The 22,289-nt window shown below is 62.4% G+C and carries 18 protein-coding genes; 13 read left to right on the top strand and 5 right to left on the bottom strand.

All coding sequences use genetic code 11. The annotated features are described in order from the left end of the window. Positions 1-71: 71 nt before the first annotated feature. The 4 genes from AC3WKX_RS03785 (at position 72) to AC3WKX_RS03770 (ending at position 4,638) form a co-directional block, all read left to right on the top strand. Positions 72-1,706 carry a methyl-accepting chemotaxis protein gene (locus AC3WKX_RS03785; RefSeq protein WP_008436160.1) on the top strand — a complete coding sequence of 545 codons (1,635 nt, stop codon included), beginning with the start codon at positions 72-74 and terminating at the stop codon, positions 1,704-1,706. A gap of 191 nt (positions 1,707-1,897) precedes the next feature. Then, complete coding sequence (gene pnuC / locus AC3WKX_RS03780; RefSeq protein ID WP_102605000.1) at positions 1,898-2,461, top strand: nicotinamide riboside transporter PnuC; 564 nt, start codon at positions 1,898-1,900, stop codon at positions 2,459-2,461. Then, positions 2,458-2,979: an AAA family ATPase gene (locus AC3WKX_RS03775; RefSeq protein ID WP_102605001.1), complete on the top strand. Its 522-nt coding sequence runs from the start codon at positions 2,458-2,460 to the stop codon at positions 2,977-2,979. The genes pnuC and AC3WKX_RS03775 overlap by 4 nt, the downstream gene beginning before the upstream one ends. 141 nt (positions 2,980-3,120) lie before the next feature. Then, complete coding sequence (locus AC3WKX_RS03770) at positions 3,121-4,638, top strand: FAD-dependent oxidoreductase (RefSeq protein ID WP_102605002.1); 1,518 nt, start codon at positions 3,121-3,123, stop codon at positions 4,636-4,638. On the opposite strand, the gene ggt is transcribed toward AC3WKX_RS03770, so the two are convergent. After that, entirely contained in the window at positions 4,635-6,359 is a 1,725-nt protein-coding gene (gene ggt / locus AC3WKX_RS03765) for a gamma-glutamyltransferase (RefSeq protein WP_102605003.1), read from the bottom strand. The genes AC3WKX_RS03770 and ggt overlap by 4 nt on opposite strands. 153 nt (positions 6,360-6,512) lie before the next feature. Here ggt and AC3WKX_RS03760 point away from each other — a divergent pair, with 153 nt between their 5' ends. Then, entirely contained in the window at positions 6,513-7,169 is a 657-nt protein-coding gene (locus AC3WKX_RS03760; RefSeq protein WP_003215344.1) for a TetR/AcrR family transcriptional regulator, read from the top strand. 121 nt (positions 7,170-7,290) lie between these two features. Here AC3WKX_RS03760 and AC3WKX_RS03755 read toward each other — a convergent pair whose 3' ends face one another. The 4 genes from AC3WKX_RS03755 to AC3WKX_RS03740 all read right to left on the bottom strand — a co-directional run bounded on the left by AC3WKX_RS03755 (position 7,291) and on the right by AC3WKX_RS03740 (position 13,253). After that, positions 7,291-10,827 carry a molybdopterin cofactor-binding domain-containing protein gene (locus tag AC3WKX_RS03755; protein WP_173883031.1) on the bottom strand — a complete coding sequence of 1,179 codons (3,537 nt, stop codon included), beginning with the start codon at positions 10,825-10,827 and terminating at the stop codon, positions 7,291-7,293. 16 nt (positions 10,828-10,843) lie between these two features. Then, positions 10,844-11,320: a (2Fe-2S)-binding protein gene (locus tag AC3WKX_RS03750; protein ID WP_008436149.1), complete on the bottom strand. Its 477-nt coding sequence runs from the start codon at positions 11,318-11,320 to the stop codon at positions 10,844-10,846. Between the two features lie 256 nt (positions 11,321-11,576). Beyond that, positions 11,577-12,011, bottom strand: coding sequence for a MarR family winged helix-turn-helix transcriptional regulator (locus tag AC3WKX_RS03745; protein ID WP_102605005.1), 435 nt, complete (start codon positions 12,009-12,011; stop codon positions 11,577-11,579). Positions 12,012-12,200: 189 nt separating this feature from the next. After that, the gene (locus AC3WKX_RS03740; RefSeq protein WP_102606101.1) at positions 12,201-13,253 is read right to left on the bottom strand and encodes a 2,5-dihydroxypyridine 5,6-dioxygenase; all 1,053 of its coding nucleotides are present in this window, start codon (positions 13,251-13,253) and stop codon (positions 12,201-12,203) included. Between the two features lie 308 nt (positions 13,254-13,561). On the opposite strand from AC3WKX_RS03740, the gene AC3WKX_RS03735 reads away from it, so the two are divergent. The 8 genes from AC3WKX_RS03735 (at position 13,562) to AC3WKX_RS03700 (ending at position 22,012) form a co-directional block, all read left to right on the top strand. Beyond that, complete coding sequence (locus AC3WKX_RS03735) at positions 13,562-14,695, top strand: FAD-dependent monooxygenase (protein ID WP_003215332.1); 1,134 nt, start codon at positions 13,562-13,564, stop codon at positions 14,693-14,695. Then, positions 14,692-15,501 carry an alpha/beta fold hydrolase gene (locus AC3WKX_RS03730; protein ID WP_102606102.1) on the top strand — a complete coding sequence of 270 codons (810 nt, stop codon included), beginning with the start codon at positions 14,692-14,694 and terminating at the stop codon, positions 15,499-15,501. The genes AC3WKX_RS03735 and AC3WKX_RS03730 overlap by 4 nt, the downstream gene beginning before the upstream one ends. Before the next feature lie 11 nt (positions 15,502-15,512). Beyond that, positions 15,513-16,265 carry a maleate cis-trans isomerase family protein gene (locus AC3WKX_RS03725; RefSeq protein ID WP_102606103.1) on the top strand — a complete coding sequence of 251 codons (753 nt, stop codon included), beginning with the start codon at positions 15,513-15,515 and terminating at the stop codon, positions 16,263-16,265. A 139-nt stretch (positions 16,266-16,404) separates the two neighbouring features. Next, a complete protein-coding gene (locus AC3WKX_RS03720; RefSeq protein ID WP_003215327.1) occupies positions 16,405-17,037 on the top strand; it encodes an N-carbamoylsarcosine amidohydrolase in 633 nt (210 codons plus the stop codon). A 222-nt stretch (positions 17,038-17,259) separates the two neighbouring features. Continuing rightward, a complete protein-coding gene (locus AC3WKX_RS03715) occupies positions 17,260-18,570 on the top strand; it encodes an MFS transporter (protein ID WP_102606104.1) in 1,311 nt (436 codons plus the stop codon). A 27-nt stretch (positions 18,571-18,597) separates the two neighbouring features. Next, positions 18,598-19,680, top strand: coding sequence for a nucleoside hydrolase (locus AC3WKX_RS03710; RefSeq protein ID WP_008436139.1), 1,083 nt, complete (start codon positions 18,598-18,600; stop codon positions 19,678-19,680). A gap of 71 nt (positions 19,681-19,751) precedes the next feature. Further along, positions 19,752-21,035 (top strand): glycosyltransferase, encoded by a 1,284-nt coding sequence (locus AC3WKX_RS03705; RefSeq protein WP_102606105.1) that lies wholly within the window; start codon positions 19,752-19,754, stop codon positions 21,033-21,035. 71 nt (positions 21,036-21,106) lie between these two features. After that, entirely contained in the window at positions 21,107-22,012 is a 906-nt protein-coding gene (locus AC3WKX_RS03700) for an AraC family transcriptional regulator (RefSeq protein WP_003215319.1), read from the top strand. Positions 22,013-22,289: the final 277 nt, after the last annotated feature.

Genomic DNA, 22,289 nt, shown 5'->3' with positions numbered 1-22,289 from the left:
GAAAGCCTATCAGACAAGCCGGAAATGTCGATGCAGCACCCAAAATTATAAGAACACGGAGTGACAGGACCATGAACAGTTTGCGCAATATGTCTATCAGCCGGCGCCTCTGGCTGATCCTGATCGTCGCCGTGCTGATGCTGCTAACCCTCGGCCTGCTTATGCTCAAGCAGATTCATGGCGACCTGTACCAGGCCAAGAGTGAGCAGACCCAGCGCGTGGTGCAAACCGCCAGCGGGATCCTGACTTATTATCACAGCCTCGAAACCAGCGGCGTCCTGAGCCGTGAAGCGGCGCAGAAGCAAGCCTTGAGCGCGGTACGTGGCCTGCGTTACGGAAAGGACGACTACTTCTGGATCAACGACCTCACCCCCGTGATGATCATGCACGCGGCCAACCCCAAGCTCGACGGCCAGAACCTGTCGGCCATCCGTGATCCGGACGGCTTTGCGGTGTTCAACGAGTTCGTGATCCTGGCCAAGGCCAAGGGCGCGGGGATGGTGAATTACCGCTGGCCCAAGCCCGGCGCCGATGCGCCGGTGGCCAAGACCTCCTATATACAGCTGTTTGAACCCTGGGGCTGGATCATCGGTTCCGGCGTGTATGTCGATGACGTGCAAGGCGAGTTCCGCGGCCAGGTGTGGAAAGCCTCGGTGGTTGGCCTGGTGATCGCGCTGATCATGGGCCTGCTGGTGGTGCTGATCGCCCGCAGCATCGTGCGCCCGTTGCAGCAGGCAGTGAATGCGATGGCCAATATCGCCAGTGGCGAAAGCGACCTGACCCGCACCCTCGACACCCATGGCCAGGATGAAGTCACTCAATTGTCGCGGCACTTCAACAGCTTTACCGCCAAGCTGCGGCAGGTGGTGGGCCAGTTGCAGACCTGCGCCAACGCCTTGGGCCAGTCGTCCACCGAGCTGGGCAGCAACGCCAGCGATGCCCATGACCGCAGCCAGCAGCAATCGCAGCAGATGGAACTGGTGGCGACGGCGATCAATGAAGTCACCTATGGCGTACAGGACGTGGCCAAAAATGCCGAGCATGCCGCCAGCGAAATGCGCGATGCCCAGGTGCAGGCCGAACAGGGCCAGCTCAATATCGATGGCAGCCTGCAACGGATCGACCAGCTCTCCGGCACCATCAGCCAGGCCGTGGAGGTGATCCGGACGCTGTCGACTGAAAGCACGCAGATTGGCGGCGTGCTGGAAGTGATCCGCTCGATTGCCGACCAGACCAACTTGCTGGCCCTCAACGCCGCCATCGAAGCGGCCCGCGCCGGGGAGCAAGGCCGTGGTTTTGCGGTGGTGGCCGACGAAGTACGGCTGCTGGCCCAGCGCACGCAAAAATCCACGGCAGAGATCCAGGCGATGATCGAGCGCCTGCAAGGCCATTCGGAGGCAGCGGTCAAGGTCATCAGTGACAGCCACCAGGCCTCGCAACTGACCATCGAACAAGCAGGCCAGGCGGGCGCGAGCCTGACTGCCATCGGCCAGGCGCTGCGTAATCTCAACGGGCTGAACGCCTCGATTGCCAGTGCCACGTTGCAGCAGGCGCATGTGGTGGAAGACATCAACCAGAATGTCACCCAGGCAGCCGGCTTGTCCCACAGCACCGCGCTGGCGGCGCAGCAGTCCAGCGTCGCGAGTGCGCACTTGAAAGGCCTGAGCGAACAACTCGACAGCCTTCTGCGCCAATTCAAGGTCTGACGCCGATGATCGTTCCCACGCTCTGCGTGGGAACGCATTCTGTGACGCTCTGCGTCACCGTTGCGCAGAGCCGGGACGCGGAGCGTCCGGAACTGCATTCCCACGCAGAGCGTGGGAACGATCTATCGTCGCACCGCCGCTCCCACATTGGTTACAATCAGCGCCCTCTTCGACTCCCCCAAGGAACCGCCATGTCCGGGCTTGAACTGTTTGCCGCCGCCCTGGGGGTGATCGCTGTCTGGTTGACGGTTAAACAGAACCCGTGGTGCTGGCCCATCGGCCTGGTGATGGTGCTGCTGTACACCTGGATCTTCTTCGATGTGAAGCTCTACTCCGACATGCTCCTGCAAGTGATCTACGCCGCCCTGCAACTCTACGGCTGGTGGCAGTGGACCCGCGCCGGTGAGGTCAAGCAGGGCCGGCAAGTCACCAGCCTGGGCCTGCAACCGATCCTGCAAGGCCTGGCCTTGGGTGCCCTGGGCAGCCTGTTGCTGGGCGCAGCCATGGCCCACTGGACCGACGCCGCCCAACCCTGGCTGGACGCGGCCCTGACCGGCTTCAGCCTGGTGGCGCAGATGTGGATGGCGCAAAAACGCGTGCAGTGCTGGCCGTTGTGGATCACAGTGGATGTGATCTTCGTCGGGCTGTTCCTCTACAAAGGCCTGTACCTCACCGCCGCGCTCTACGCCTTGTTCACCGTGATCGCCGTGCAGGGCTGGCGTGAATGGCGCGCCGACCCGGCGCTGCACGCATGAAGGTGGTGGTACTGGCCGGCCCGGAATCCAGCGGTAAAAGCTGGCTGGCCGCCCAGTTGCAGGCACATTTTGGCGGGGTGATGGTGGGCGAATACGTGCGCGATTTCATCGACCACCACCAGCGCGATACCACCCTGGCGGATATCCCGGAGATCGCCCGGGGCCAGTTGGCCTGGGAAGATGCCGCCCGCGCCGCGCAGCCGGCATTGCTGATCCTCGACACCAACCTGCTGACCAACAAGCTGTGGAGCCAGACCCTGTTTGGCGACTACCCGGCGTGGCTCGACAGCGAACTGCTCGCCCGCCACTACGACCTGCACCTGCTGCTGTCGCCGAAAGACGTGGAGTGGACCGCCGATGGCCAGCGCTGCCAGCCGGAGTTTGCCGATCGCCTGGCGTTTTTCCAGGCCAGTCGTGACTGGCTGGAGCAACATCATCTACCGCTACGGGTCATCCGTGGGGATTGGCAAGCACGCCAGGACCAGGCCTTTTCAGCTGTGGAACAACTGCTGGATTGACCGGCGGGGACGGTTTTCATGCACCGCTCGTTACGCATGGCCCACTTTCAACGCTCTGGCGCGCAGGGCTGAAGACCGGTTATCGGGTCAACGCAGTCCTCTACCCGGGGCACCGGTCAATCCTTAAAAGGAGATTGGCCTATGAACATGCGCATCGTTGCCCGCTTGATCAACTTGCCCGAAGACCGTGGCGTTCGTGTTGAAACCGCCGCCCATCACATCCTGCTGGTGCGTTCGGGTAGCGAGGTTCGTGCCTATCAGGCGGATTGCCCCCACGCCGGGGCGCCCCTGGAGCAAGGCGTGGTCTGTGACGGGAGGATCATTTGCCCGTGGCACAAGGCGGCCTTCCGGGTGGATGACGGCCAGGTCTGCGAGCCGCCCGCGCTGGTGCAGCTCAAGCAGTACCCGGTGGAGATTCACGACGGCGTGGTCAGTGTGGGCGACGAGGCACTGCCCTCGCCCGTTGCCCCGCACACCAACGATTCGCGCTGCTTTATCGTGATTGGCGCCGGTGCAGCCGGTTCGGCGGCCGTGGCCACGCTGCGCCGCAAGGGTTTCAGCGGCCGGTTGTTGTGGATCGACCAGGAACAGGACCCCGCCTACGACCGCACCGCCCTGAGCAAATTCGTCATCTGCGGCGAGATGCCGCCGCAGGAAACACCGCCCTTGCTGGACGAGGCCACCTGCCACGCGTCGCGGATCCACGGCGAAGTGCGCCACCTCGACCCTCAAGCCAAGCGCCTCGAGCTTGCGGACGGTCGCCACTTCGACTACGACGCCGCACTGCTGGCCACCGGCGGCGAAGCCAGGCCGCTGGATGTTCCAGGCACCGTACTCAACAACGTGTTCGTGTTGCGCTCCCGGGACGATGCGGCGCGTATCGTCAAGGCGGCTCAACCGGGCACATGTGCAGTGATCATCGGCGACAGTTTTATCGGCCTGGAAGCCGCGTCCGCCTTACGCAAGCGCGGGTTGACGGTGCAGGTGGTGGGCCGTCACGAGATTCCGCTGGCGGCCCAACTGGGCAAGCGCATCGGTGCCTCACTGCGCCAATTGCATGAAGCCAACGGCGTGATATTCCACACCGCCAGCGAGCCTGCACGCCTGGAAGGCCACATGGACGTGACGACGGTGGTGCTGAAAAACGGCCACAGATTGGCCGCAGACCTGGTACTGATAGGCGTCGGCGTCACGCCTGCCACGGGGTTTGTCGAGGGGCTGGAAAAAGCCGAGGACCAGTCGCTGAAAGCCGATGCCGGTTTGTCCCTCGCGCCCGGACTATGGGCGGCGGGCGATATGGTGACCTTTCCATGGAACGGCCAACCCGTGCGCATCGAACACTGGCGTGTGGCGCAGCAACTCGGGGTGCTGGCGGCGCGCAATATGCTGGGCGCACAACAGGTGTTTGCCGATGTGCCGTTCTTCTGGACGTATCACTTCGGCAAGACCTTTGAACTGCTGGGCCACCCCCGCCACTGGAATCAGCTCCACGTGGAAGGCGACCTGCAGCGCCACGACTTCATCGCCCTGCTCTGCCAGGGCGACGAAGTGGAAGCGGTAGTTGCCTGTGAACATCAGCGGGCCATGGCGCTGCTCTCGCAACGCCTGAAGCACCCGCTGAAGAAGGCCGAGGTGCTGGAGCTGATCCGCGGGCTTTAGTAGCCCAGGGACAACCCGGTATTGCGCCGAGGGTCGTTGGCCCCATAGAAACGGTTATTGCCGACCGGCTTGCCGTCCAGGGACGGCGCGCCTACCAGGATCGCCGCCAGGTGGTTGGCGTCCTGCGGGCCGGCAAACTTGTGGCCCCAGCCTTCGAGGATTTTCTGGGTGTCGGGGCTCAGGGCAAAGCGTTCGATATTGGTCGCCTCAGGCAGCCATTGCTGGTGGAAACGCGGGGCGTCCACGGCTTCCTGGATGTTCATCTTGTAGTCGATCACATTGAGGATGGTCAGCAACGTGGCCGTGATGATACGGCTGCCACCCGGCGTACCCACCACCATCACCGCCTTGCCATCCTTGGTGACGATGGTCGGGCTCATGGACGACAGCGGCGTCTTGCCCGGAGCAATGGCGTTGGCTTCGCCCTGCACCAGGCCGTACATGTTCGGCACGCCGATCTTGGAGGTGAAGTCGTCCATTTCGTCGTTGAGGATCACCCCGGTCTTGCTCGCCATCACGCCCGCGCCGAACCAGTCGTTGAGGGTGTAGGTCACCGAGACCGCGTTGCCCCACTTGTCGACGATGGAGTAGTGGGTGGTGTTATTGCCTTCGTGGGGCGAAACGCCCGGCTTGATGTCCTGGGAGATCCCGGCTTTCTGCGGGTCGATGGCAGCGCGCAGTTTGGCGGCGTAATCCTTGTCCAGCAGGTGCTCGACCGGGTTCTGCACGAAGTCCGGGTCGCCGAGGTAGCTGTTGCGGTCGACGTACGCGTGGCGCATCGCTTCGATCTGGTAGTGCAGGCCCTGGGCCGAGTGATAGCCGAGGTCGGCCATCGGGTAGCCTTCGAGGATGTTCATGATTTCGCAGATGACCACCCCGCCCGAGCTCGGTGGTGGCGCGGACACCACGTGGTAGCCACGGTAGTCACACTCGATGGGCGCCAGTTCGCGGGTCTTGTATTTGTCCAGGTCGGCTTGGGTGATGATGCCTTTGCCCGATTGGCTGGAATCCACAATCGCCTTGGCTACCCAGCCTTTGTAGAAGCCATCGGTGCCCTTGGCGGAGATTTCCCGCAGGGTTTTCGCCAGGTCTTTCTGCACCAGCTTCTGGCCCACCAGCATCGGCTCGCCACCGTGCAGGAAGATGCCGCGCAGGTCTTTGTCTTTCTTGAATTCGTCGGTGGCGGTGTGCAGCAGGTCAATATCGCCCTGCTCCAGGGCAAAACCGTCTTCGGCCAGCTTGATCGCCGGGGCGATGACCTGGGCGCGCTTGAGGGTGCCGTATTTGCTCAGCGCCAGTTCCATGCCCGACACAGTGCCGGGAACGCCGACCGCCAGGTGGCCCTTGGAGCTGAGGTCCGGGACCACGTTGCCGTCCTTGTCCAGGTACATGTCGGCAGTCGCGGCCAGCGGAGCTTTTTCGCGGAAATCGAGGAAGGTCTTGCGGCCGTCGGCCAGTTGCACGGTCATGAACCCACCGCCGCCGAGGTTGCCGGCTGCCGGGTACACCACGGCCAGGGCGTAGCCCACCGCCACCGCCGCATCCACCGCATTGCCGCCGGCCTTGAGCACATCCACGCCCACATGGGTCGCCAGATGCTGGGCGGTGACCACCATGCCATTTTCGCCAGCCACCGGGGCCTGGGAGGCCGCCTGCACGCCGCTGACAGTCAGCACCAGCGCGGTGGCAATCAAAGTTCGGGTAAACGGTTGGTATTTCATCCCTGGCTACTCTGTTTATTAGAAGAACTCGAAAGTAATACTTTTCCGATCCAAGCCCCAGCGTTATGCCGCGTTTGTGACAGAGCCTGTCGGTAACGGAATAATGCCCATGCTATATTCCGGGCCTTTACGCCGCGCAGCAGAGGCTTTTCGATGGTGATCAAGAAGACCGGTATCCGCGCCCAGCAAGCCGACCAGACCCGCGCGCGGATTCTCCAGGCGGCAGTCAAGGTCTTCACCCGCGACGGCTATTCCGGCGGGCGTGTGGAAAGCATTTCCCGCGAGGCCGACTCCAACGACCGCATGTTGTATTACTACTTCGGCAGCAAGGAACACCTGTTTGTGTGTGTGCTGGAGCACACCTATGAACAGTTCAACAAGGCCGAAAGCAAGCTCAAGCTCGACCTGACTGCACCGGTGCAAGCGTTGCAGGCGCTGGTGGGGTTTATCTGGAATTACTACGTCAAGCATCCCGAGTTTGTGGCGATCCTGAGCATCGAGAACCTGCACCAGGGCAAGCATGCGAAGCAGTCGGGTGAACTGCGGCGGTTGTCCGGGGAGGCGGTTGGGGTGTTGCGGCCGATCATTGAGGCGGGCCAGGCCCAGGGGCTGTTTCGTGAAGATGTGGACATCAAGCATGTGTACTTGATGATTGCTTCGTTGTGCTACTTCTATAACTCCAACCAGCACACGCTGAGTTCGTTTTTGGGGGAGGATTTGGCGGATAAGACCCAGCAGCGGGATTGGCTGGGGTTTATCAGTGATCTGGTGTTGCGCGGGGTATGCGTGACACCGCCCATCCAACGGTAGAACCTGGATCTAAATGTGGGAGCGGGCTTGCTCGCGAATGCGGTGTATCAGTCAATATATTTGGCGACTGACGAACCGCTTTCGCGAGCAAGCCCGCTCCCACATTTTTTGACCGTGTGAATCAATGGGTACCGGGATTGGCTCGCAGGTGTGCCACGGTTTGCTCCAGGCCTTCCCACTGCGGTGCATGGGGTGCGAAGCGCCCGCGCAGGTAGGCGGCCAACTCCGCCACTTGGGTGTTCGACAAACTGTCCTTGAACGCCGGCATGTAACCCAGATCCTTGGTCGCCGGAGTGCTGATCCCTTGCAAAATCACCTTGATCAGGTTGTCCGGTTGATCGCTGTGCACATTGGTATTGGTCGCCAGTGATGGGCTGACGCCGAACAGCTTCGGGCCCTGTCCGTCGGCATGGCAGGCCTTGCATGAACCTTCGAATACCCGTCGCCCATTGGCATTGGGCACCGTCGCAGCTGCCACCACCTGCGCTTCGGCGGCGCCGCTGTCGTTCAGCGAAGCCAGGTACACCGCCATCGCGCGGATGTCGGTCTTGGGCAGTTTCGCCAGTTCAGTCACGACCGGTCCCATCGGCCCCGTTGCCACGCCATGGGCATCGGAATAACCAGTGCTCAGGTAGCTGAACAATTGGTCTTCGGTCCACGGCGTCGGCGCCTTGGACAAGCCATTCAAGGCCGGCGCTTCCCAACCGTCCACCCTGCCGCCCGCGAGGAACGCCTTGCCGCCCTTCTCCGCCCCCATCAGGTTGCGCGGCGAATGGCACGCCGCGCAGTGCCCCAAACCGTTGACCAGGTAAGCGCCACGATTCCATTGCTCGCTGCGCTGTGGCTGCACGCTGATTTCTCCGCGGCGCAGGAACAGCGCATTCCAGCCGGCCATCAACGGCCGGATATTGAACGGAAACTTCATCGCATTCGGCACCGGTGCCTGGCTCACCGGCGCCTGGGACATCAGGTAGGCATACAGCGCCTGCATGTCGGCATCGTTGATATTGCGAAACGCCGTATAGGGAAACGCCGGGTACAGGTTGCGCCCGTCGCGGCCAATGCCGTCGCGCATCGCCCGCTCGAACGCCGGGTAGGACCAGTTGCCAATCCCGGTTTTCTCATCCGGGGTGATGTTGCTGCTGTAAAGGGTGCCGAACGGCGTATGCATCGCCAGCCCGCCGGCATTGGTGGCACCGCCCGGTGCCGTGTGGCACACCGCGCAATCCCCCACGGCGGCCAGCAAGCGCCCGCGCTCCAGGGTGGCCTTGGACCAGGTGCCTGCACTGGGCGGTGCAATCGGGGCAATTTCGCTGTGAAACGGCCACGCGGTAGCAGCCATGCCCAGCACCGCGCCAAAGGCGGCGAACAATGAGCCGAACAACCATTTGCGGCGCTTTTCCGGGGACTTCGCCGGCTCGCCCAGGGTGCCTGCATTCAGCGCCGCCAATACCCGCTCGGGGGTAATCGGCAGCTCGCGAAAACGGATGCCGGTGGCGTCATAGATCGCGTTGGCAATCGCCGCCGCGCTGGGCACCGAGGCCGACTCACCGGCGCCCATCGGGGGCTGGTCCTGGCGCGGCATCATCAGTACGTCGATCTGCGGCACTTCCGGGAAGGTCAGGATCGGATAACCGCCCCACTCCTTGCTCGCCACGGTCGACTCTTCAAAGGTCACGCGTTCCTTGAGCACACGGCTGGTGGACTGGATCACATTGCCGTGGATCTGATGCTGCACCCCTGCGGGGTTGATCATCATCCCCGAGTCATGCCCGATCACCACGCGCGTCACCGAGACATCGCCGGTCTGCTTGTCGATGGCCACGTCCGCGACCCACGCCGCCCACGCCGCGCCGAAGCCGGGAAACTTGCTGTGGATGTAGCGCGCGTAGGCAAAGCCCCGACCACGCAGCAGGTGGTCCTCATTCGCGGTTTGCATCGGCGCGGTACGCGGTGCCCAGTTGGCGCGTTCGGCGGTGGATTTCACCAGGTCGATGGCGCGCTCGTCCTTCAGGTAACGCAGGCGGTACTCCACCGGGTCGACCCCGGCGGCAAACGCCAGTTCGTCGATATAGGATTCATGGGCGAAGGTGTTGGGCAACGCCGACACACCGCGCATCCACGAGGCGCGAACGATCGGCGCCATGTCGTTGATGGTGACGCGCATGTTCGCGATGTCGTAGGGCGGGATCGAGGTGCGGTCGCCCATCTCGAACATCGCCGCCACCGGCTCGACCCGGCCGGTCAACAGCAGCGCCAGGGTGGGCGCGCCGTTGGACGGGTAGCTGGTTTCAAAGTCATAGGCGGCGATGCTGCCGTCGGCGTTCAGGCCGCCGTCGACATCCATCAATTGCGCGGTGCCCTTGGGCTCCCACAGGTGCTCCTGTTCGCGGGTCAGTTGCACCCGCACCGGCTTGCCCACCGCACGCGACAGCAGCAAGGCGTCGGCGCATACATCATCGGCGCAGTTGCGGCCGTAGCAGCCGGCGGCCTCCATGCGAATCACGTCGATGGACGCTTCCGGGCATTCCAGCAACCAGGCCAGGTCGGCCCGCAGCAGGTGCGGGTTCTGGCTGCCCGACCAGATGCGGCTGCCACCGGGCTGATAATCCGCCACGCCACAGGACGGGCCGATGGAGCCGTGCATCTGGTATGGCCACAGGTAGGTGCGCGGCATGCGCTGGCTGGCGGCGGCCAGGGCTGCGTCGACGTTGCCCTGGTCGAGCACGGTGCGGCGTACCCGCGGGTTGTCGCGGATTGCCTGCTCCACATCGCTCATGTCCGGCAGTGGGTGGTTCCAGGGTTTCCAGTGCACCTGCAGTTCCTGGGCGGCCTTGATTGCCTGCTCTTCGCGCAAGGCCACCACGCCGACAAAATCACGGATCACCACCACCGCAACAATGCCCGGGATATGGGCGATGGAAGACTCGTCGACCTTCAGCAGGCTGTTGCCGACAAAGTCACCGCAATCCAGGCCCGCATACGGTGGGCGGATCACCCGACCGTGGAGCATGTCCGGCACGCGCATGTCGTGCACGTACGTCAGTTCGCCGGTGGCCTTGCCCGGGATATCCACCCGGGCTGCGCCCTTGCCCACCAGGCGGTAATCAGCGGTGGCCTTGAGCGGTGCATCGCCGCTGATGCGCAGTTGGTCATGCTCGCCCGTCACCAGTTCGCCATAAGTGATGGTGCGCCCGTCTTCGCCGCGGATAACGCCTGCGTCGACCTTGAGACTTTGAGCATTTACGGACCAGCGTTGCGCCGCCCGCGCCAGCAGGAAACGCCGGGCTTCGGCGGCGGCATTGCGCAGCGGAATCGCGGAGATCTGCAAGGTTGCGCTGGCAATGGTCGCGCCCTGGTTCGGCGCACGCTCGGTGTCGCCCAGCACCATGCGCACCTGGTCCATGGTCAGGTCCAGTTCTTCAGCGACGATCTGCGCCAGGGAGGTGCGAATGCCGGTGCCCAGGTCCACATGCCCGTTGAAGGCGTACACCAGCCCGTCATCGTTCACTGCGATAAACAGCCCCAGTTCCTTGGGCTTGACCGTCGGTGTGCCGCCTTTGGCCACCGGCCCCGAAGGTGGCAGCACATCGTCGACGATCAGCAGGACGCCGGCCTTGGCCAGCCATTGGTCGCGGGAAGGGATTGCGTCAGTCATGGTCATCGATCCACGTTCAAGGCGTTTGGCGGGCGGCACGCAGCACCGCGCGGAGGATTTCGATATGGGTGCCACAGCGGCAGAGGTTGCCAGACAGTTCGCTGCGCACCTCGGCTTCGCTGGGGTTGGGATTGCGGTCGAGCAAGGCCTTGGCGGTCATGATCATGCCGTTGAGGCAGTAGCCGCACTGGGCGGCCTGTTCATCGATGAAGGCCTGCTGCACCGGGTGCGGGGTCTGGCGGGTGCCGAGGCCTTCGAGGGTGACGATGTTGCGGCCCACGGCACCCGACAGGGGGAAGACGCAGGAGCGTGCAGCCACGCCGTCGATGATCACCGTGCAGGCGCCGCACTCCCCCAGGCCGCAGCCGTATTTGGGGCCGTTGAGTTGCAGGTCATTGCGCAGAATCAACAACAGCGGGGTGTCGGCCATTGCGCTGACTTCGCTGGTGTGGCCGTTGACCTCAAGCGTTACCGTGATGTTCTGGCTGGTCATTCGCTTCGCCCGTTGGATTTGGTGAAGTGTCCACTACATCAAACAGTCAAAAAAAAGCGTCGCGTACCTGGGGTCTCGCGACACACTTGACGGGTGAAGTGGTTACTACATCAACGTAGAGCAAAAACGGTGCCAGAAGATGGATGAATAGCTGTGGCGAGGGAGCTTGCTCCCGCTGGGTTGCGAAGCGACCTCAAAAGATGGGCCTGCTGCGCAGTCCAGCGGGAGCAAGCTTCCTCACCACAGGGGATTGGGGTCAGGCCTGGGGGTCTTCGATCATTTTGCGTAGCAGGAAGAGTACGGCGACGCGTTCGGCGGGGTTGAGGTTGCTCAGGGTCAGTTCGGTGATGGTGGCGGCGCAGGGCACGGTTTGCTGCACCAGGGCGGCGCCGGAGTCGGATAGGTTGACCACGACTTTGCGTTTGTCCTGCGGGTCGGGTTCGAGGGTGATCAGTTCGCGGGCCTTGAGGCGTTCGACGATGCCACGGATGGTCGCCTGGTCGACGGCGGTGGCCTTGACCAGTTCGGTGAGCGAACTTGCACCGTGATCGCGCAGGGCGCACAGAGTGACGAACTGCACGGCGGTGAGCTGGGAGTCGCCGACGTTCTGCTGGAAGATTGCCAGGTGTCGCTGGTAGGCCTTGCGCAGCAGGTGGCCGACTTGTTCGGAGAAAACGTAGGAATCAGGCACGGCGGGCTCGGGAAGGCGGTGGTCGATGGGGTGGCATGATGGCGGGGTTGTGGAAATGACTCAAGGATCTCATTGCCGGAACGCGGTTGAAATGTGGGAGCGGGCTTGCTCGCGAATGCGGTGTGTCAGGTGGCGCATGTGTGACTGACGTACCGCATTCGCGAGCAAGCCCGCTCCCACATTGGATTTTTAGTGGGCCAGGGAGGCTTGAGGGGCTACAACGTCGCCGGCGATGACTACGGCCTCATCATCGAGGTAGACGTCGCAATTGCGCAGCGGGATGTCCATGTGGCACGGGGTCTTGCGGGTGCCGCCGACTTCGGTGTTGGGGCCGGTGGAGAACAGGAAGTTGCCGTAGAACGCGCGGGCGTCCATGCACATGCCGTCGTTCTTGTCGTGCAGGCCCATGGCCGTCCATTGCGCCCGTGGCTGCAGGCCCCAGCCGATGTGGGAGATGCCATATACCTCGGGGTCGTCGAAGTATTTCATGTAGTCGCGCAGGTATTCGGCCTCGAAACCACCGTGGATTCTGGTGATGAAGCCCTTCTCGATCTCCAGGGTGATTTTCTCCCGGGTGTAGGTCTTGAACGGCAGCAGGATGTCGCCGATATCCAGCACCAGCACGCCCTCTGCAGTTTCCTCATTGGGCCAGGAGAACAGGAAGCCGCTCGGCCAGTGGTCCCAGCGTCCCGGTTCGTCGGCAAAGCCGTATTCGGTGACGGACGGGTATTGCCCCAGCGCCGCCCGGAAATCACTGCCGGCGCGGGATTTGACGTGGATCGAGCGGGCTTTTTTCAGCAGTTCTTCAGCGGCCAGCACGCGCACTTTGTCCTCTTCGGTCGGCAGCATGCGCGCCAGCACTTCCGGGGGTTCAACCGCCAGCAGGATGCGCGTGCCGGTCTTGAGGATCTGTTCCTGCTCCGGCGAGTGCAACAGCATCATGGTGTCGACGATCAGGTCTGCCGCTTCCAGCGCCCGCTGCGCCGCGATATTGCCGGTCAGGGCAGTGTCGCCACAGTAGGCGGTCATGTCATTGCCCATCGCCCGGGGATGGTTGAACGACGGCAACTCCACCGCATACACCTTGGCCCCCAGGCGCTGCGCAGCGTCCATCGCGGCGCGCACGGTGCGCGGGTCGGAGTAATGGCTCTTGAGCACGGCGACGCTCTGGGTCGGGTCGACCTTCGAGAGCTTCAACACGTGCTCAAACATCTGGGTCAGTTCGCAATCACTTACCGGCATTTCCTGTCTCCTCAGCTGCTGCACCAAGATCTTGCAGGGCGCTTCACTCTAGTGCGTTTTTATAGCGTATACACCAATTAATCACGATAAGAACTGATTTCATCATGGACTGCAAGCACCACGCCAAAACGTTACGAATCCACACAAACCCAGTGATATAGGGAGATAACCGGTTACAGGGGATCGATATGGCCAAAAAAACAATTTTTCAGGCGTGGGCTTTTCATTTGAAAAAATGAGCGTATACACTTTAAAAACCTTGCGGACAGACGCCGCCGGCCATTATTCGAAAAAGAGGACCACGCCCCATGGGAAGCACACAAAAAATCGCAATCGTCGGCGCCGGCCTTGGCGGTGCCGCCGCTGCCACCCTGCTGCAACAGGCAGGGTTCGACGTGGACATCTACGAGCAGGCGCCGGAGTTTTCCCGCCTGGGTGCCGGGATCCACATGGGCCCCAACATCATGAAAATCTTCCGCCGCATGGGCATCGAAAAACAGCTGGACCTGATGGGGTCGCACCCCGAGCACTGGTTCAGCCGCGATGGTGAAACCGGCGACTACCTGTCACGCATTCCCCTGACTGGCTACGGCGCGTCCTACATCACCGTGCATCGCGGCGATCTGCACGCGCTGCAGATGTCCACCCTCAAGCCCGGCACCCTGCACTTCAACAAGCGCCTGGAAACCCTTGAAGAAACCGATACCCAGGTGCGCCTGACTTTCGCCGACGGCGAGGTAACCTACGCCGACATCGTGATCGGTGCCGACGGCATCAACTCGCGCATTCGTGAAGAGCTGCTGGGTGCCGAAAAACCGTTGTACAGCGGCTGGGTCGCGCACCGTGCGCTGATCCGTGGCGACCAGTTGGCCAAGTACGACCTGAAGTTCGAAGACTGCATCAAGTGGTGGACCGAGGACCGGCACATGATGGTCTACTACACCACCGGCAAGCGCGACGAGTACTACTACGTCACCGGCGTGCCGCACCCGGAATGGGACTTCCAGGGCGCCTTCGTCGACAGCAGCCGGGAGGAGATGTTCGACGCCTTCAAGGGCTACCACCCGACCGTCCAGGCCCTGATCGAATCCACCGAAAGCGTGACCAAATGGCCGTTGCGCAACCGCAACCCGCTGCCGTTGTGGAGCCGTGGTCGCCTGGTATTGCTGGGCGATGCCTGCCACCCGATGAAACCCCATATGGCTCAGGGCGCCGGCATGGCCATCGAAGACGCCGCGATGCTGACGCGCTGCCTGCAGGAAACAGGGATCGGCGACTACCGCACCGCGTTCGAGCTGTATGAAGCCAACCGCAAGGAACGCGCGTCCCGGGTGCAGGCCGTGTCCAACGCCAACACCTGGCTGCGCACCCAGGAAGATCCGGACTGGGTCTACGGCTATGACCTCTACGCCCAGCAACTGAAATCGGGGGTGGCGGCGTGAGCAGCTTTCTCTATGGCGGCAACGTCCAGGCCAATGGTATCCGCCAGCATTACCTGCGTTACGGCGGCAAGGGCCCGGCACTGATCCTGATTCCCGGTATCACCAGCCCGGCGATTACCTGGGGTTTTGTCGCCGAACGCCTGGGTTTGCACTTCGACACCTACGTGCTGGACGTGCGCGGTCGCGGCCTGTCGTCCACCGGACCGGAGCTGGACTACAGCGCCGACACCTGCGCCGATGACATTGGCGCGCTTGCCGACGCCCTGAAGCTCGACAGCTATCACCTGGTCGGCCATTCCATGGGCGCGCGGTTTGCCGTACGCAGTGCGGTGCGCCATCCACAAGGTGTCAACCGCGTGGTGTTGATCGACCCGCCGATGTCCGGCCCGGGTCGCCGCGAATACCCAAGCAAACTGCCGTGGTACGTCGATTCGATTCGTCAATCCCAGGTCGGCATGGATGCGGAGGCGATGCGCGCCTTCTGCGCCACCTGGACCGAGGAACAACTGCAACTGCGCGCCGAATGGCTGCACACCTGCTACGAGCCGGCGATCGTGCGTGCGTTCAATGACTTCCATACCGTCGACTTTCATCAGGACCTGCCCCACCTGGAGGCTCCTGCCCTGCTGATTGTTGCCGGACGCGGCGGTGTAATTCAGGCCGAAGATGTCGCGGAAGTCCGACAGTTACAGCCGACCCTACAGGTCGCCCATGTGCCAAATGCAGGACACATGATCCCCTGGGACGACCTTGAAGGCTTTTTCGCTGCCTTCGGCGAGTTCCTCGGCCAGCCCCTGATTGCATAACGGAGACCATCATGCTCAAGCCTTATCGCATCGGCCAGATTGTGCCGAGCTCCAACACCACCATGGAAACCGAGATCCCGGCGATGCTTAACGCGCGCCAGGCGATCCGCCCGGAACGTTTCACCTTTCACTCCAGCCGCATGCGCATGAAGCAAGTGCGCAAGGAAGAACTGGCGGCCATGGACGGTGAGTCCGACCGTTGTGCCATCGAGCTGTCCGATGCCAAGGTCGACGTACTGGGCTACGCCTGCCTGGTAGCGATCATGGCCATGGGGCTGGGTTACCACCGCAAGTCCGAGCAACGCCTGCGCAAGGCCACCGCCGACAACGACGCCAACGCCCCGGTGATCACCAGCGCCGGCGCCCTGATCGAAGGCTTGAAAGTCATGGGCGCCAAACGCATCGCCATTGTTGCGCCGTACATGAAACCGCTGACCGAACTGGTGGTGAACTACATCCGCGAAGAAGGCTTTGAAGTGGTGGACTGGCGCGCCCTGGAAATCCCCGACAACCTTGCAGTGGCCCGCCACGACCCGGCCAACCTGCCGGCGATTGTTGCCGGGATGAACCTGGAAGGTGTCGACGTAATCGTGCTGTCGGCCTGCGTACAAATGCAGTCCCTGCCCGTGGTCGCGAAGGTCGAAGCCCAGACCGGCCTGCCGGTACTCACCGCCGCCATCGCCACCACCTACGCCATGCTCAAGGCCCTGGACCTGGAACCCATCGTCCCCGGCGCCGGCGCCCTCCTGTCGGGAGCCTACTAAAAACGCTTTTGTGGCGAGGGAGCTTGCTCCCGCTGGGGTGCGAAGCGCCCCCAAAAAAACAGGCCTGCTACGCAGCCCAACGGGAGCAAGCTCCCTCGCCACAAGGTTATGTGCACTGTCCATTACCGAGGACTGAAAGATGAGCGAACAATCCGCCGACGCCAACTACCAGGGCGTCTGGGGTAACCGAATCGGCTTCGGCAAAAAATCCGCCCTGCTGATGATCGACTTCATGCAAGGCTATACCACCGAAGGCGCGCCACTGTTTGCCCCCGAAGTGCGCATCGCCGTGGCCGAAAGCGTCGAGCTGCTGGCCTGCGCCAGGCGTCACGGAATCAGCGTGGTGCACACCAATATCCGCTACCATCCGGGCCATTTCGCCGACGGCGGTATCTGGGTAAAAAAGGCCCCGGTGATGAAAGACATGGTCGAGGGCAACCCCCTCGCCGCCTTCTGCACCGAAGTGCTGCCCCTGGCCAATGAAGTAGTCATCACCAAACAATACGCCAGCGCGTTTTTCGGCAGCAGCCTGGCCCCGATGCTGCACGCCCAGGGCATCGACACCGTGGTGCTCGCCGGCTGTTCCACCAGCGGCTGCATCCGGGCCACCGCAGTGGATGCGGTGCAACACGGGTTTCGTACCATCGTCGTGCGCGAATGCGTCGGCGACCGCCACCCGGCGCCCCATGAAGCCAACTTGTTTGATATCGACAGCAAGTACGGCGACGTGGTGAGCAAGCAGGAGGCGATGAGCAAGTTCAAGGAGCAATAACGCGTCAACAGGAACCACGACAAAGAGCGTGGTCCGGAAAAAACTGAGCGCCCACGCTGGAATGCAGTCGAATGTGGGAGCAAGCCCGCTCCCACACTTGATCACCTCCAACAGGGCACCTCAGTCTTCTGTCACTGCCTTTGGAAGTCGCTTTCACAGCACTCCGAAGTGCTGAAAAAGCGGCCGTATAAAAACCATAAGTCACCGCCAGGAGACACCCCAATGCCCATTGCGAATGCAGCGCCCGCGACTACGGTCGCCGATCCGGTCCACACGCTCTACCACAAGATCACCTGGAAGCTGATTCCGTTCCTGTGTTTCTGCTACCTCGCGGCCTACCTGGACCGCATCAATATCGGCTTCGCCAAACTGCAGATGCTCGACCAGCTGCACTTCAGCGAAACCGCGTTCGGCCTCGGTGCCGGGCTGTTTTTTGTCGGCTATATCATCTTCGAAGTCCCCAGCAACCTGATCCTGGAAAAGGTCGGGGCGAAGATCTGGATCGCCCGCATCATGATCACCTGGGGCCTGCTTTCGGCCTGCACCATGCTGGTCACCTCCACCACCCAGTTCTACATCCTGCGGTTCCTGCTGGGTGCGGCCGAAGCCGGGTTTCTGCCGGGCGTGCTGTATTACCTGACCACCTGGTTTCCCACCCATCGCCGGGGGCGGATCATCGCCCTGTTCATGATAGGCCTGCCGCTGTCCAGCGTGATCGGCGGCCCGTTGTCCGGCTGGATCATGGGCCACTTCGACAACATGGCCGGCCTGCGCGGCTGGCAGTGGCTGTTCCTGATCGAAGCGGTGCCCAGCGTGCTGCTCGGTGTGTGGACCTTCTGGGCGCTGCCCAATACCTATCAGCAAGCCAAGTGGCTGTCGCCGGAAGAAAAAACCCTGCTGGAAAGCGAACTGCGCAAGGACGACGCCGACGGTGCCGCCAGCAAACACAGCTTCCGCGACGGCTTCTTCAACCTCAAGGTGTGGATGCTCGGCGGTATCGACTTCTCGATCCTGCTCAGTGCCTATGCCATGGGGTTCTGGATGCCCACATTCATCCGCAACGCCGGGATTACCGACACTTTCCACATCGGCATCCTCACGGCCCTGCCCAGCGTGGCGGCCCTCTTGGGCATGCTGCTGATCGGCGCCAGCTCCGACAAACACCGCGAACGCCGCTGGCACATCATCGTGCCGTTCTTCATCGGCGCGGCGGCGATGGCTACCAGCACGTTCTTCACCCATAACGTGGTCGCCACCGTGGCGCTGTTTGCGATTGCCTCGGCGGCGATCATCGGTGCGGTGCCGGTGTTTTTCAGCCTGCCGGCGACCTTCCTGAAAGGCACCGCAGCGGCCACCGGCTTTGCCCTGGCCTGCTCGCTGGCGAACATCGCAGGCCTGGTGAGCAACTCGTTGATGGGCGTGGCGATTGACGTCACCGGCAGCAGCGCAGGGGCCTTGTGGTTTTTTGCCGGCTGCCTGATTCTCAGCAGCTTCCTGGTGATCGCCTTGCCGGCGAAGCTGGTAAACCGCTAACAACAACAATTTTTCGGGTGAGTCTCCATGCAAGGTTTCATCAAGCGCTGTGCCCTGCTTGTCGCCGTGGGCCTGTGTGCCGGTACGGCGCAGGCCGCAGAAAAGGTCATCTTCGACACCGACTTCAACGTGCTCAACGATGACGGCCAGGCCTTTATCATGCTCGCCCAGCTGCACGGGCAAAAACGCATCGACCTGCTGGGCATGACTCTGGTCAGCGGCAACGCCTGGGTCGACCAGGAACAGGTCGACGCCCTCAAGGCGGTGGAACGCATGGGTGTGGAGAAGGAAGTCGGCGTGTATTCCGGCGCCGCCTACCCGCTGCTGCATGACTACGCCACCTATGAGGCGGAAAAAGCCCTGTTCGGTTCCGGCTGGCCGGGTGCGTTCAAGAACCCGCGGCCAACCAGTGCCTCACAACTGGTCGCGCCACCGGACGGCCTGGCGACCCACACCAGGCTGCGCAAGGAAACCGCCGCCCAGTTCATCGTCGACAGCGTACGGGCCAACCCCCACGAGGTAACGATCCTGGCGGTCGGCCCGCTGACCAACATTGCCCTGGCGATTCGCTCGGCCCCGGACATCGTGCCGCTGATCAAGCGCATCGTGTACATGGGCGGCGCGCTGGAGATTCCGGGTAACACCACGCCGGCGGCGGAGTTCAACTGGTGGTTCGACCCGGAGGCGGCGAAGATCGTGTTGCGCTCGCCCATCGAACACGTGATTTTTCCCAACGATGTCTGTGAGAAAGTCACCTTCGACAAGTCGGTGTATGAGCGGGTGATCGCACACAAAGGCCCGATTGCCGACCTGTACAAGCACGAGTTCGGGCCACTGTTCGCCAAGGACCCGGCTTACCACAGCTTCACCTGGGACAGCCTGCCGGCACTGTTTCTCGTGAATCCCGGGATCGTCACCGAATCCCGCGAGCTGTGGGTGGACGTGGATGCCACCTTCGGCGCCGACTATGGCCGGGCACTGGGCTACAAGAAAGGCGCGCCGGTCGGCACGCAAAAGGCCAAGGTGGTCTTCGCGGTGGACCAGAAGCAGTTCTGGGACGGTTATGTAGGGTTGGTGACGCTGCCGACGCCGGTCAACATCTTCCGCTGAGTGCGCCGGAACTTGAAGGGCTGTGGTTTAATTGCGCGCCTTTGCCCAGCCCTTCAAGGAATCCGTTGTCGATGAATCAGCCCGCCACCAAAGTCCTGGTCATTGGCTACGTCTGGCCAGAGCCTCGCTCCTCGGCGGCCAGCGGGCACATGATGCAGATTCTGGAGAGTTTCCTGGCCCAAGGCTGGGACATCACCTTCAGCAGCCCGGCGGTCACCGGCGAACACAAGGCCGACCTGCCCGCCCTGGGCATTCGCGAATGCGCGATCGAGTTGAATAACAGCAGTTTCGACGCGTTTATCCAGCAATTGGCTCCGGATATCGTGCTGTTCGACCGTTTCATGATGGAAGAACAGTTCGGCTGGCGCGTGGAAAAATCCTGCCCGAATGCTCTTCGGGTGCTGGAAGCATCCGACCTGCAAAGCCTGCGGGACGCCCGCCACCAGCGCCTCAAGGATTTCCTGAAGGCGCACCCCGAAGCTGATGACTTCGACGCGCTGTTCAGCCGGGACCTGGCCGCCGAATTCGATGACATGGCCGACACCGACCTGGCCAAGCGCGAGATCGCCGCGATCTACCGCTGCGACATCAGCCTGATGATCTCCGACGTGGAAATCCAGTTGCTGACCGAACACTTCAAGGTGCCCGCTGCCCTGCTCCACTGGTGCCCGCTGATGCTGGCGCCGCCCACCGAAGCCTTTGCCCCCTTTGAGGACCGTGCCCACTTCCTGAGCATCGGCAATTTCCGCCATGCGCCGAACTGGGATGCGGTGTTGTGGATGAAGAACAGTGTGTGGCCCCTGATCCGCCAGCAACTGCCCGGCGCTCAACTCCACGTGTACGGCGCCTATACGCCACCCAAGGCCACCGCGCTGCACAACCCGGCCCAGGGCTTCCACGTGATGAATTGGGCCGAGGATGCATTGCAGGTCATGAGCGCTGCGCGTATCTGCCTGGCGCCACTGCGCTTTGGTGCCGGGATCAAGGGCAAGCTGGCCGACGCGATGCTCTGCGGCACACCCAGCGTTACCACACCGATTGGCGCCGAAGCCATGGGCGAACCGTGGCCCGGCGTGGTCGAACACAGCGCCAGTGCACTGGCTGCTGCGGCGGTTGCGTTGTATCAAGACCAGCCACGCTGGACCCAGGCCCAGGAAGATGGCCGGCAGTTACTGGCCCGCCGTTACGCCCACGACCTCCACGGCCCGGCCCTGGTGGAGCGCCTGGAGCAGTGCCGCCGCCAGTTGGCCGAGCACCGTCGGAACAATTTCACCGGCAGCATGCTGCGCCACCACCTGCACAAAAGTACCCAGTACATGGCGCAGTGGATCGAGGCGAAAAACCGTACGCTGTAGACACAGACGCTGGCGAGGTGGCGCGCAAGGGGGCATTATCCTTTTCGCAACCACAATAAAGCGACTGCAGCATGACCCGAGCAGCGAGAATCACCGATCCTTCCTACGAGCTGATGGACGATCACAACGGTCTGTCCATCATCTATCGCCAACACGGCTTCCCGTGCCCGTTGGTGCGCTGGCATTTCCACAAGGAATACGAGCTGCACCTGATCGTTGCCAGCTCCGGCAAGGTGTTTATCGGCGACTACATCGGCAACTTCTACCCGGAAAGCCTGTTCCTCACCGGCCCCAACCTGCCCCACAACTGGATCAGCCAGGTGGCTGAGGACGAAGTGGTGCCCAAGCGCGACATGCTGGTGAACTTCACCGACGAGCTGTTCGACGGCGGCAGTCATGTCTTTGCCGAGCTCAAGACCCTGGCGCCACTGCTGGAACGGGCGCAATACGGCATCGAATTTCGCTGCAAGAAAACCATCGCCCAGGCCATGACCCTGATGCAGCGCATCGAGGATGCCCAGGGCATGGCGCGCCTGGGCCACTTCTTCATCCTGATGGAAGTGCTGAGTGCCTGCGAGGACTACCAACTGCTCTCCGGCGTGACCACGCCGCAATTGGCGGACGAACACAGCATCGACCGCACCAACCGCGCGGTGGACTACATTTTTGCCCACTACGCGCGGGAGCTGTCCCTGGAAGAGGTGGCCGAATACCTCGGCATGAAACCCACCTATTTCTCCCGCGTGTTCAAACAAGCCACCGGCCGCACCTTCATCGAATTCGTCAACCGCCTGCGTATCAGCAAGTCCTGCGAGCTGCTGGCCGATGGTGACAAAGCCGTGACCGATGTGTGCTTCGAGTCAGGCTTCAACAACATCTCCAATTTCAACCGCCGCTTCCAGCAGCTCAAGGGCATGACCCCCTCGCACTACCGGCGCCTGGCGGTGCAGCGGTTAACCGAGCAGAACCTCGCCTGAAAACGCGCGTTCCTGTGGGAACCCGCTTGTGTGGGAGCGGGCTTGCTCGCGAATGCAGTGTGTCAGGCAGCGCAAATGTCGGCTGATTCACCGCCTTCGCGAGCAAGCCCGCTCCCACATTTGCATCGCGCTCACGCAGGAAGCCGATCGCTCCCAGCGAATCGTTTCAGCAATTTTCCGCCTCAGTGCAAAAAAGTATCAGTAAAAGTGCTCCCAAGGATTTGTCAGCACGTCAATTGAAGGCTGTAATCAACGCACACTCTTCCAGCTGTCGTGG

Source organism: Pseudomonas sp. GP01-A4 (assembly GCF_058780865.1).
This window is presented reverse-complemented; position numbering and strand designations above follow the sequence as displayed.